This window comes from Pseudomonas palleroniana, from assembly GCF_003031675.1.
Taxonomy (GTDB): domain Bacteria; phylum Pseudomonadota; class Gammaproteobacteria; order Pseudomonadales; family Pseudomonadaceae; genus Aquipseudomonas; species Aquipseudomonas palleroniana.
This window is the reverse complement of sequence record NZ_PYWX01000012.1, coordinates 99,490-111,083: the sequence shown is the minus strand read 5'-3', so window position 1 is coordinate 111,083 and position 11,594 is coordinate 99,490. Positions and strand designations below refer to the sequence as shown.

Genomic DNA, 11,594 nt, shown 5'->3' with positions numbered 1-11,594 from the left:
AAAGTATGAGCCGTAAAGGCGAGTGCTGGGACAATGCCCCGATGGAGCGTTTCTTTGGTAGTTTGAAGTCCGAGTGGGTGCCTGAAACGGGCTACAAACTGGAGCATGAGGCCCGGGCAGATGTGCAGCGCTATGTCTCGCGCTACAACATCAGTAGGCCTCACAGCTATAACGACTACAGATCGCCGGTCGTGAAGGAAAGGTTGGCGGCGTGAACCGTAATCAGTGTCCAAGATTACTTGACCAGTTCAGCTTGCTCCCGATAGCGGGGCATCAGTCACAAATAAGCTGACTGACAGGCCGCCATCGGGAGCAAGCCCCCTCCCACAAAGTTGTGTGCAGGCAAGCCAACCCTCATTCCACTTGTGCCGCATGAGTGACCTGCATTATCAAGCGCTGGCGCCCTGCACATCGCATAACCCTGTGGGAGGGGGCTCGCTCCCGATAGCGGGGCATCAGTCACAAATAAGCTGACTGACAGGCCGCCATCGGGAGCAAGCACCACAAGTCTGGACGTTCTGTTATAAACACCCCCTCAAATCACGGACGACGACCATGCAGATACGCGAGATGACTCACGATGACTTACCCGGCGCCAGCGCCCTGTGCCTGGAGGCGTTCATGCTCGCGGTTGCGCCCTCGCTGTCGGCGCAGGGCGTGGAAACCTTCGTCAAGGTGGCCGCACAGCAGGCGTTTGCCGAACGAATGGTGGGTGACAACCTGATGCTGGTTTGTGTCGCAGAGGGACGCTTGACCGGGCTGATCGAGCTCAAGGAAGGGCGACATGTGACGATGCTGTTCGTTACACCGGGCTTGCAGCGCCGTGGCGTTGGCAGGCGCCTCGTGAACGCGGCGCTGGAGCAGGCCAGGACCAATGTGGTGACGGTGAGGGCGTCGTTGTCCTCGGTGGCCGCTTATGAACGTTACGGTTTTACGTTGGCGGGGGACGTAGGCGAGTTTGCCGGGCTGGTCTATCAGCCGATGGAAAAGCAGCTGACTGCTTGAGAGCCTGCTTTCAGTACCAGTAGCTGCCGCTCACTACCCAAAAAGGGACGGATTTATTTTCCGCCTCAGCGTTGCGAAGCCTTGGCTCGACGACGCCAATGCCGCACTACCGCCGTGAGGGCGACGAGTGCCAACACCCCGAGAAAGATCGGCAGGCGATACGGTTTCAGATCACCCAGCAAATGCTGTAACGCCTCACCGGCCCAATATCCGGCGCCAACGAACAGGGTTGCCCAGATCGCCGCACTCAGCACATTGATCAGCGCGAAGCGCCAGGGGGCCAGACCGCTTGCGCCTATCACCATGGGGCCTACTAGGCGCATTCCGTAGAGAAAGCGTACGGCGAATACAGACGTCATGGGGTGGCGGTGGATCAGGCCCTCGACCCGTTCGATTGCAGAGCGATGTCGCTTGAGTTTCGGCAGCAAGCGCTCACCGGAATAACGCCCGGTCCAGAACAGCAACTGATCACCCAATAGGCCGCCCAGCGTGGCCCAACCGATCACATGCAGCGTTTGCAAGGTGCCCTGATGGGCAGCCATTCCACCGAGGATCAGAACGGTTTCGCCTTCCAGCAGGCAGCCGATAAAAATGACCCAGTAGCCGTAGACGGCTATCAGCGCATTGAGGTCTAGATGTTCGAGCATGCGATCTCTCTTGCGGAATGCGAGCACGTCCGGTTGTTCATGAATATCCAGCTACGTTAGTTCGGTGGCAATCACAGCAAGTTCCGTTACCTGCAGTTGAAACGATTTCTGCATCGCGCGCGCCCCAGGGATCTGGCTGGTGGTGCGCGCCGACGCCAGTCCCCGCTCCTGAGTAGGTTCGTATGAGGTTCGATGAGACTTCAGATTTGCGACAAACCACCGTCGACCATCAACTCCACGCCGTTCACGTATCTGGCGTCGTCGGAGGCCAAAAACAGTGCCGCACTGGCGATTTCTTCAGGTTGCGCCATGTAGCCCAATGGTGTGATTTGTTCGACGTACTGGCGCAGTGCAGCGATGTCGATGTCGCTCATTTTCAGTCCGTTGTCCATCAGCGGTGTACGGGTAAAGCCGGGGCTCAACACATTCGCACGGATTTTGCGGTGCTTGAGTTCATTGGCCCATGTGCGTGCAAACGATCGCACCGCGGCCTTGGAAGCGTTGTACAGGCTCAGCCCTTCCATGCCGTTGCTGGAACAGATCGAAGCGGTCAAGACGATGGACGAAGCGTCTTTCATTAACGGAAGAAGCGTTTGAACACTGAAAAAAACGCCTTTGACGTTCACGTCGAACAGTGCGTAGTAAGCGGCCTCACTGGTCTCTCCGAGCGGATTTTTCTCACAGATCCCGGCATTTGCGAACACGGCGTCCAGCCGGTCATCCCGTGTTTCAATTGTCGTCTTGAGTGCATCCAGATCCGGCTGGCGCGAGACGTCGGAAACCACCGCGACAGCTTTGTCGCCGAGTCTGGCAACCGCCGCCTCCAGCGTGTCCGCTGTCCGTCCAGTGATGTAAACGCGCTTGGCGCCCTCGGCGATCAAGGCTTGCGCAATGGAAAATCCGATCCCCGTGGACCCGCCGGTCACGACGGCAACCTGCTCTCTGAATTTACCTGACATGTCTGACTCCTGCGTCATTGATAACGAAGTCGCGTGAAACGACCTTGTCTATGGTGAGGCTCGTCGCAGCAAAGCGGCACTGACACGAATGAACAATGGCCGTGCAGTTTTGTAAGGCGAAAGCCCCAGAGTGATCGCCTAAATTGGCATCCATCGGCTCGGCGCGAGCGGGCGAGAAACCTGCGCGCACCGAGCCCGGCGTTTTACTCATCGTCAAACCTGAGTTTCCACACAGGATGCCTGTCATGTCCCCAATCGAAATCCAAGTGCCCGAGCCGCGGCGCTGGTTGATGTTCGCTATCTTGCTCGTCGGTGCGTTTTTGCCACCGCTGGATTTTTTTATCGTTAACGTCGCACTGCCCTCGATACAGGAGGACCTGGGTACAGGGTCTTCCGCCGAGCAACTGGTGATCTCTTCCTATGCGACGCTCTATGCCGTGACGCTGATTACCGGCGGGCGGCTCGGCGACTTGTACGGTCGCGGGCGGATGTTCTTCCTCGGCCTGCTGGGCTTCGCCGCCGCGTCGCTGATGTGCGGCCTGGCAGCTTCGCCCTGGCTCCTGATCCTTGGGCGAGCCTTGCAGGGCGTGACCGCTGCCGTGATGGCGCCTCAGGCGCTCGCATCGGTGCAGGCGATTTTCCCGGCGTCACAAAGACCCTTGGCATTGAGTCTGTATGGGGCCGTGTTCGGTCTGGCGTCGGTCATCGGTCAGGCGCTGGGCGGCGTCTTGATTGCGGTCGACCTGTGGGGCATGGGGTGGCGTGCGATATTCCTGGTCAACCTGCCGATCGCGTTGCTGGTCATTGCATTCGGCATGCCGGTGCTCAAAGAAACCCGAGCGCTGCACGCGAGCAAGCTGGACCTGGTAGGCACGGCGTTGTCGATGCTGACCCTGACCGCCCTGGTCGTGCCCTTGATTGAAGGCCGCGAAGCGGGATGGCCGTTGTGGGCCTGGCTGTCGCTCGTCGCTTGCGCAGTGCTGGCGGTGTTGTTCTGGCGATACGAGACCCGCTTGCACCTCGCTGGCGGGAACCCCATCCTCGCGCCCGCCGCACTCAAGGCGCCGGGCCTGGGCCGCGCCTTACTGGTCGCGTTGTGCTTCTACTCAATCGGTGTATTTTTCCTGATGTTTTCGATGTACCTGCAAGGCGCATTGCAAATGAGCGCACTGCATGCCGGCCTGATCTTCCTGCCGTTCGGCGCAGGCTTCCTGCTCGGCCCCCTGTCGGTGCCGCTACTCAGGCGCGTACTCGGCGACTATGTGAACCCCGTAGGCATGGGCCTGGAAGTATTCGGACTACTATGGCTGGGCTGGCTCATGTCAGTGACGCCGATCACCCTCGCCCCGCCCTTCACGTCCCTGGCGGCCATCCTGTTCTTGATCGGCCTGGGCCAAGGGCTGGCCCTGCCGACGTTGATGCGCATGGTCACCGGCCGGGTCGCGCCGGTGTATGCCGGGATGATTGCCGGCATCACCAGTGCCACGTTGCAAATCAGTACATCGCTGAGCGTCGCCCTGATCGGCGGCATTTTTTATACCTTGCTGGGGGAACCGGCAACGGCGGCCAGCATCACCCACGCCTTCACGGTCTCGGTGCTGTGCATCGCCGCCTGCCTGGCCGTGGGGGCTGCGCTGAGCCTGACGTTGGCACGCCAGCCAGCGCAGAGCCCGCAGGCGTCGGCTGTTGGTTCGAGCTGAGACGCTTCGGCGCTAGCCCGCGCCGATCATGCTGGACGCCAGGTCGGCCAGCGCGCGTAGCCGGTCCATCTGGCGCATGTCCTGGTGATACCCCATCCAGATGTCCCGCCCCGGCGGTGGCTGGTCTTCGTCCAGCAGGCGCAGCCCCGGCACCGAATCGCCGAGCACGCGGGGCAATACGGCAACGCCAAGCCCGCTGGCGCACATCTGCGCCTGAACCGTGCGGCTGCTGCTGGTGAACACGGTGTGAGCCAGCGGATAGCGTTGCTGCAGCCATTGCACGTCCGGGTAATGGGCCTGGGCGACGTTCATAAGGATCAGGCCCAGGCCCTCGCCGTCCGGATGCGGCGCCGGGGCCTGCAAGGCGGCATAAAGCCCGTACGGCAAGGTTGTCAGCTTGCGATGGACGATGTCGGGTTCGGTGAAGGGCACGATCCGGAAGGCAATGTCGGCATCCCGGCGGGCAAGGTCGAACAGCCGATGCCCGGCGATCACTTCGGGAACGATCAACGGATACCGCTGCACCAGTTCGCTCAGGACCGGCGACAACACATGGCAGGCGAACCAGTCGGCGGAGGATATGCGCAACAAGCCTTCCGGTTGATCGCCCTGCCCCGCCAGCCGACGCTCGATCGCCAGGGCGCTGTGCTCCATGTCCTGGGCCAGACTGAGGATCTTCTCGCCACTGTCCGTCAGCACCAGCCCTTGGGCCGTGCGCAGGAAAAGCGCTTGCCCACAAGTTTGCTCAAGCACCTGCAAGCGCCGCCCGACCGTCGGGTGACTGACCCCCAACTGCCTGGCGGCGCCACCCAGCGAGCCGCTGCGGGCAATCGCCAGGAAGATCCGCAGGTCACTCCAGTCCATGTCTCACCCCCACACTAAAATGAACGATGAGGTTGCAACAATGGCTATCTCGCGGCAATCCCCCGGGCCTCAAACCTTGAAGCCATTAACCGCAGCAGGGGCTTGAACATGCACCTCGGTTTTTTCAATCCTATGCAGAGGGCCTGCGCTAACGCTCCAGCGCAATGGCATCAGCTCCAGCAGCAATGCGCATCGGTGAGGTGGGGTCGTTCGCTGCACGCCATATCGCTTCGGCGACGTCTTGGGCCTCAGTGACGACAGTGGATTGCGACCACTCGGTAAACACCCGCTGCGCCAGATCGGAGTAAGCCTCTGGGATGCTTCCTTGCATTCGTGGTTGCGCATTTTTACCGAAGTCTGTCGTAGGAGCCCGCCCCGGCAGCACCAGGCTCATCCGAACATTGAACGGTTCAAGCTCCAGCGCGAGAGACTCGGTGAAGGCATTCACCGCAGCCTTGCTGGCGGTATACACGCTTAGCAGGGGTAACGACTTCATCGTGACGCTTGAGGTGACATTGACCACAACCCCGGACTTACGCTGGCGAAACTGCGGTAGCACTGCTTGAGTCATCGCCATGGTGCCAAAGGTGTTGGTTTCAAAAATGCCACGAATCGCTTGCATCGAGATGCCTTCAAGGGCCCCGAGCAAACCGATGCCGGCATTGTTGACCAGCACATCGATGGGGCCGGCAGCCTCTACGACCTGTTGAATGCTGTCGGGGTCTGTGACGTCCAGGGGCAGCACGCGCAAATGCTCGGAGGCCTTCAAGAGTTTTTCGTTCGGGTTGCGCATCGTCGCAATGACCTTCCAGTCACGCTCGAGAAAATATTGCGCGGTGGCCAGACCAAAGCCGGAGGAGCAGCCGGTAATCAGCACAGTCTTCATGGAAGTTTCCATTCGTTGATTGACAGGACTGCAACGATAGGCTGTCGTGGTCGGACTTAATATCATCGCCAGTCCGCGAATCTTTCGCAGGAGTCCGAGATGTTCGACCCGCTCACCGAAGTCGTCACCCTGCTGCAACCCGGTGCCTCGCTATCCAAGGTCGTCACCGGTGCCGGCGCCTGGCGCGTTCGACGCTCGGTGTACGGGCAACCCTTTTACTGCGCGATTCTCGAAGGGGGTTGCAGGCTTTCAGTGGCCGGGAATCCGCCCCTGAGTTTGCAAGCCGGTGACTTTGTGCTGATCCCGGCCGCCTACGACTTCACGATGATGAGTGTCGAGCCGCTGGCCGCCGAAGACGCCGATACCGTGCCTGTAGAGTTGCGGCCGCGGCACATCCTGGTGGGTACACCCGATATTGCGGCCGACGTTCAATTACTGGTAGGCCACTGCACCTTCGGCTCGCCGGACGCTGAGTTACTGATAACCCTGCTGCCCCAACTGATCCATGTTCGCGGCGAACGCCGACTGACCGTGCTGGTGGAACTGCTCACCGAGGAAGCGCGTGGGCAGCGCCCGGGGCGGGATGCCATCCTGGCACACCTGCTTGAAGTGCTGTTCATCGAAGCCCTGCGCTCTACCGCCACCGAAACCGCACCCGCCGGCCTGTTGCGCGGGCTCGCAGACGAACGTCTGGCGGTGGCAATACGCCAAATTCATGAGCGCCCGAACCAGCCATGGACAGTGGTGCAACTGGCCCGAGAAGCGGCCCTCTCCCGCTCCACCTTCTTCGAGCGCTTCAAACAAGCGATGGGCATGGCCCCCATGACCTATCTGCTGACATGGCGAATGGCCCTGGCCAAAAACCTGCTGCGTACACGAGACGACAGCATTGCCGAAATCGCGCAACGGGTCGGCTACAGCTCCGTGAGCGCCTTCAGTGTTGCCTTTACACGCTATACGGGCATTACGCCTGGACGCTATTGGCAAGCAGTCATCGCTGAATGATCCCCGGAAACAATAGTGGCCTGGCAGCTGTTTCTCGTCACGCTAAGGACAAGGGGGATCGGCTTACGCAATTTCGGACTTTCACAAAAATTTTGCTCAACTACGCTATGTTCATCTGAATCCGTTTTTCCCATGGATGGCCTCAATATGCACCTTGATAGGCCGATAGGATTGGTATCACTCAAGAGGCGGTTTCCCATGTTCAACAACAAGTTCAAGAAGCAGCTTGAAGCGCAGGCAAGCGAGCTGTCGGAGCTGCGCCAACTGCGCGATGGTTTGAACCGTGAAATGCTGAGGCTAAGTATCGATTCCACCTTCAAAATTACGGCCTGCAACGAAAATTTTGCCAATGCGTTGGGCTATACCCCGGACCGGCTGACAGGCCGCCCCATGGCCGAGATCGTGCCGCAGTACGTTTCCAAGCTGCCATGCTTTCATAACTTTCGCGCGGCAGTGGCCGCAGGCAAGTCCATCACCGATGAGTACCGGTACCTGCATGCCGATGGCTCGTTAGTGTGGATTCATGCCCATTGGCAGCCCATCACGGATGAGAGCGGCCAGTTGAGCCACATCACGTGCTACGCCACGAACATTACCTCCCGCGTAGAAAAAGCCTCGGAAAACGCCTCTTTCATTGAGGCATTGCTTCGCTCGACGGCGGTGATCGAGTTCGATCTTTCCGGGCATGTGCTGACGGCCAATGAGCGGTTTCTACAGGCGATGGGCTACAGCCTGGCACAAGCAAAAGGCAGCCATCATCGTATTTTCTGTAAACCAGAGGAAACTTCGTCCCAGGCCTACAAGGATTTCTGGTCAACGTTGAACCGGGGTGAATTTGTGGCCGGCCGGTTTGAACGTTTAGACAGTCACGGCCAAACCGTATGGTTGGAAGCCACCTACAACCCGGTTTACGACACCGAAGGCAACCTTTGCAAAGTGGTGAAATTTGCCACGGTGGTGACCGATCAGGTTGCCCGTGAAGAGGAAGTCAGTGGAGCGGCCCAGACTGCATTTGAAATATCTCAGCAAACGGATGTCAGCGCTCAACGCGGCGCCGTCGTGGTCAACGACACGATGCACACCATGCGTAAAATCGCCGTTGATATGCAGGCTGCGTCCGGGGGAGTCGAAGCGCTTGGCAAACAGTCACTGTTGATCAGCTCGATTATCCAGACGATCAGCAGCATCGCCCAGCAAACCAATCTTCTGGCGTTGAATGCTGCGATTGAAGCGGCTCGCGCAGGTGAGCAAGGGCGAGGTTTTGCGGTAGTGGCAGATGAAGTTCGCCAACTGGCTGGACGCACCAGCACGGCCACGGAAGAAATCGCCTCGGTCGTCTTGCAAAACCAGAAGCTGGTGGATGAGACCGTCGCGGAGATGGCAAACAGCAAGAACCAGGCTGAGCAAGGTCTTGAACTGGCCACACAGGCAGGCCAGGTGATTGTTGAAATTCAGGACGGAGCCAAGCAAGTGGTCGATGCGGTGGGCCGGTTTGCGACGCAGTTGGCTTAGCGAGCGAGGTGGGCCGCAGGCGACCTCGCTCAGGCAGGGACGGCCCTTGGCCCACGAGGCCGGGTCGCCTCAGTCGAACTTGAGCAAGTCCTTGAAAATCAGCTGGCCCCAGCTATTTCCAAGCGCCTGCACGAGTAGCCCACCTTCCGATAGCCCGCCAAGCTTGATCGGCGAGAAACCAAGGTTTTGCGCAAGCGCGGCGACTTCGGCCAAACCCTGCTCATCGTCGCTCGCCAGGAACACGACGCGCCTGCCGCCCTGTATGGCCGGGTCTTGACCTAGGACGCCGGCAGCCAAATGGTTGAAGCCCTTGACCAGTCTGGCTCCGGTGAAGGCTTGAGCGACAACTTTGGAAGAAGGCTGCCCTCCCAGCTCTTCGGGTGGTACGCCGTAGGCGTTGGTCACATCGATGACGGTCTTGCCTTGCCAGCTCGGCAGTGCCTTCGCGACCCCCGGGTGAGACTCAAAACGCACGGCCAAAAAGACCCAGTCCGCCTGGAGGGCTTGCGCCAACGTCGCAGGAATGCCCCCTGGCCCGATCGCGGCCGCCAGTGTCAGCCTGGCTGAGGCGATTGTGCCGCTGTGCACTTGGGGAACTGAGAATGCGGCGCAAATGGCGCGTATTTTTGCCAAGCGTGATGCGGTGGTTTAGCGGGCGCGGGAGAGACACTCAATTGAAAGAACAAATACCTACGCGATGATCGAGAACGTTAACAAGACGGTGCCAAGGAGGGCATATGCGTAATCTTTCAACTTCGAAGCTTGTGCAGGAAATTGCTGGCGATGCTTTTTATCGGAGGTGGATGGTTTGGCTTCCATTATTGTTCACGTCTGTAATAGTTTTTGGAGGGTACAGTGAGGACATTTTGGGGGTTCAATGGGTAGCGGAGTTCGCCGCGCTCGCCGGAGCCAATATCTCATCGATAAACGTTTGGGCCGAAAAATCGTCATTCCCTCAGGCGACACAATTAATATTTTTACTGGCTTGGATATTTAGTTTTTATTACGCCTTTCTTATCGCACGATGGAAACCCTATAGGAAAATGTATGTCGACTCGCTTACCGGGTGGCGGCGGAACCTGAAAGCATTACCGGGATTGGTGATGATTTGCGTTGGACTATTTTTCTTTAATATTACGTTTCCGGCAGAGCCGAATTGCACGAAACTCTGCATCTATGAGTCAAAACTCATTCAAGTGATCTATTCCTCCGGGATGTCTATGCTTTTGGGTTATGGGCTTGCGCTGACTTACTGGTGCCTGGCTAATTTCTCAAGAGCTTATTTCTGTAGGGAAAAAAGTTAGTACACAGGAAATTATCCTCCAGCCGGGCACCTTGTATTGTGGACCCAGATTTTCTTAGACCACAAATAATGGTGCTCTGCCCCCCGTTTATACTGACGCAACCCTGGCCGTCGGCGCAGGGTGACGCGACGTCATCAAGCCGATAAAAGAAATCGCCAGGGCCAAGCCAATGGTGGTGGTGACTTCGGTACGGTGCTCCGGGGTGAACATCATCACCGCCAGCGCTGCGCAGATGAATACAATGACCAGCCACGTCAGCCATGGAAACAGCCACATGCGGAACGTCAGCTCGACATTGCGCTGACGTAATAGACGGCGCATACGCAACTGCGAGACCGCAATCGCCAGGTATACCAGCAAGGCAATCGCGCCGGAACTGGCCAGCAGGAACTCGAACAGTCCGGCAGGCATGAAGTAGCTCCACACGGTGATCGACGCACCGAGCACGGTGCTGGCAATCACCGCTGCACGCGGCACGCCTGCCGCAGAAGTCGCCTTCAGGACCTTGGGCGCATCACCGCGACGCCCCAGCGAGTACAACATGCGCGAGGCGATGTAGATCGAGGAGTTCATGCAACTGGCCACGGCAATCAGCACGACGACGTCGACTATGAACTTGGCATGGGGGATGTTCATGATTTCCAGGGCGCGCTGATAAGAACCTACCGAGTCCAGCAGCGGGTCATTCCAGGGCACTACGGAGATGACCACAAAGATCGAGAGCAGGTAAAACACGCCGATACGCCAGATCACCGAGCGCGTGGCCTTGGCGATATTCTGCGCCGGGTTATTCGATTCGGCTGCCGCGATGGTCACCGCTTCTGTGCCGATAAAGCTGAACATGATGGTGATGAAAGCGCCGACCACCGCCGACAGGCCATTGGGCGCGAACCCGCCGTGCTCGGCCATCAGGCCGCTCAGCCCACTGACCTCATGATCGGGCACCCAGCCCATCAACACCGCAAAACCGACACCGATAAACCCGATGATCGCCACCACCTTGGCCATGGCGAACCAGAACTCGAACTCACCATACTTGGACACGCTGAACAGGTTGGTCACCACCAGCGCTATGATCGACCCCAACGCGAACAGCCAGGCATCGACCTGCGCAAACCATTGGTTCAACACATGCCCGGCCGCCAACGCTTCGATAGGAATCACCAGAACCCAGAACCACCAGTAAAGCCAGCCAATGGTGAAACCGGCCCAGCGCCCGATGGCTTGGTCGGCATAGGTCGAAAACGAGCCGGTGTCCGGATTGGCCACCGCCATTTCGCCGAGCATGCGCATGACCAGCACCACGAGCAGCCCCGAGAAGAGATAAGCCAGCAGCACCGCCGGGCCCGCCGCCGCAATAGCATGGCCGGAGCCCACGAACAAACCGGCGCCGATGATTCCGGCGATGGACAACATGGTGACATGACGAGGCTTGAAGCCCTGCGCCAATTGGCTACTCGAATCCATTGAGTTCGGGCTGATCATTGGTTTTTTTATTCTCTGCTGATCGACATTTGGCGAGTGGAGTCAGTTAACGATGACTATCGCTGCCTGGTGAGCTTCCCGAAAGAGGCCCGTACAACCGCCGCAGTTCTTATCAGACCCATCGTCATGATGTGGTCGTTTGGGTGGAAAGACACTTCACAGTACTTGGCCCGTGCGCTGACTGAGTAGCCTGATTGCGTCGTGGTCATGTCTGATATCGACACGTC

Annotated in this window: 12 protein-coding genes and 1 pseudogene; 7 read left to right on the top strand and 6 right to left on the bottom strand. The window is 58.8% G+C overall.

Annotation, left to right across the window (positions count from 1 at the left end):
- Positions 1-215, top strand: a 215-nt coding sequence (locus C9383_RS04685) for an integrase core domain-containing protein (protein ID WP_146164703.1), incomplete at its 5' end; no start/stop codon positions are given.
- A gap of 340 nt (positions 216-555) precedes the next feature.
- Positions 556-1,005, top strand: a complete 450-nt coding sequence (locus tag C9383_RS04680; RefSeq protein WP_090371795.1) for a GNAT family N-acetyltransferase — start codon at positions 556-558, stop codon at positions 1,003-1,005.
- Between the two features lie 65 nt (positions 1,006-1,070).
- Here C9383_RS04680 and C9383_RS04675 read toward each other — a convergent pair whose 3' ends face one another.
- Together C9383_RS04675 and C9383_RS04670 are read right to left on the bottom strand one after the other, a co-directional pair.
- Positions 1,071-1,652, bottom strand: a complete 582-nt coding sequence (locus C9383_RS04675) for a DedA family protein (RefSeq protein WP_060755381.1) — start codon at positions 1,650-1,652, stop codon at positions 1,071-1,073.
- A gap of 200 nt (positions 1,653-1,852) precedes the next feature.
- Positions 1,853-2,611, bottom strand: coding sequence for an SDR family NAD(P)-dependent oxidoreductase (locus C9383_RS04670; protein ID WP_090371797.1), 759 nt, complete (start codon positions 2,609-2,611; stop codon positions 1,853-1,855).
- A gap of 245 nt (positions 2,612-2,856) precedes the next feature.
- Here C9383_RS04670 and C9383_RS04665 point away from each other — a divergent pair, with 245 nt between their 5' ends.
- A complete protein-coding gene (locus C9383_RS04665; RefSeq protein WP_090371799.1) occupies positions 2,857-4,311 on the top strand; it encodes an MFS transporter in 1,455 nt (484 codons plus the stop codon).
- Between the two features lie 12 nt (positions 4,312-4,323).
- Here C9383_RS04665 and C9383_RS04660 read toward each other — a convergent pair whose 3' ends face one another.
- Together C9383_RS04660 and C9383_RS04655 are read right to left on the bottom strand one after the other, a co-directional pair.
- The gene (locus C9383_RS04660) at positions 4,324-5,175 is read right to left on the bottom strand and encodes a LysR family transcriptional regulator (protein ID WP_090371802.1); all 852 of its coding nucleotides are present in this window, start codon (positions 5,173-5,175) and stop codon (positions 4,324-4,326) included.
- 148 nt (positions 5,176-5,323) lie between these two features.
- Positions 5,324-6,061 (bottom strand): SDR family oxidoreductase, encoded by a 738-nt coding sequence (locus C9383_RS04655; protein ID WP_090371804.1) that lies wholly within the window; start codon positions 6,059-6,061, stop codon positions 5,324-5,326.
- 99 nt (positions 6,062-6,160) lie between these two features.
- On the opposite strand from C9383_RS04655, the gene C9383_RS04650 reads away from it, so the two are divergent.
- The 3 genes and pseudogenes from C9383_RS04650 to C9383_RS28585 all read left to right on the top strand — a co-directional run bounded on the left by C9383_RS04650 (position 6,161) and on the right by C9383_RS28585 (position 8,578).
- The gene (locus tag C9383_RS04650; RefSeq protein WP_090371806.1) at positions 6,161-7,066 is read left to right on the top strand and encodes an AraC family transcriptional regulator; all 906 of its coding nucleotides are present in this window, start codon (positions 6,161-6,163) and stop codon (positions 7,064-7,066) included.
- A 132-nt stretch (positions 7,067-7,198) separates the two neighbouring features.
- Positions 7,199-8,041, top strand: a pseudogene (locus C9383_RS28590) (PAS domain-containing protein); the annotation flags it as partial.
- Positions 8,042-8,140: 99 nt separating this feature from the next.
- The gene (locus C9383_RS28585) at positions 8,141-8,578 is read left to right on the top strand and encodes a methyl-accepting chemotaxis protein (protein WP_240202621.1); all 438 of its coding nucleotides are present in this window, start codon (positions 8,141-8,143) and stop codon (positions 8,576-8,578) included.
- Between the two features lie 69 nt (positions 8,579-8,647).
- On the opposite strand, the gene C9383_RS04640 is transcribed toward C9383_RS28585, so the two are convergent.
- Complete coding sequence (locus C9383_RS04640; RefSeq protein WP_090371809.1) at positions 8,648-9,211, bottom strand: NADPH-dependent F420 reductase; 564 nt, start codon at positions 9,209-9,211, stop codon at positions 8,648-8,650.
- Positions 9,212-9,315: 104 nt separating this feature from the next.
- Here C9383_RS04640 and C9383_RS04635 point away from each other — a divergent pair, with 104 nt between their 5' ends.
- On the top strand, positions 9,316-9,882 hold the full coding sequence (locus C9383_RS04635; RefSeq protein ID WP_090371811.1) for a hypothetical protein: 567 nt from the start codon (positions 9,316-9,318) through the stop codon (positions 9,880-9,882).
- A gap of 87 nt (positions 9,883-9,969) precedes the next feature.
- On the opposite strand, the gene gabP is transcribed toward C9383_RS04635, so the two are convergent.
- A complete protein-coding gene (gene gabP, locus C9383_RS04630; RefSeq protein WP_090371813.1) occupies positions 9,970-11,367 on the bottom strand; it encodes a GABA permease in 1,398 nt (465 codons plus the stop codon).
- Positions 11,368-11,594: the final 227 nt, after the last annotated feature.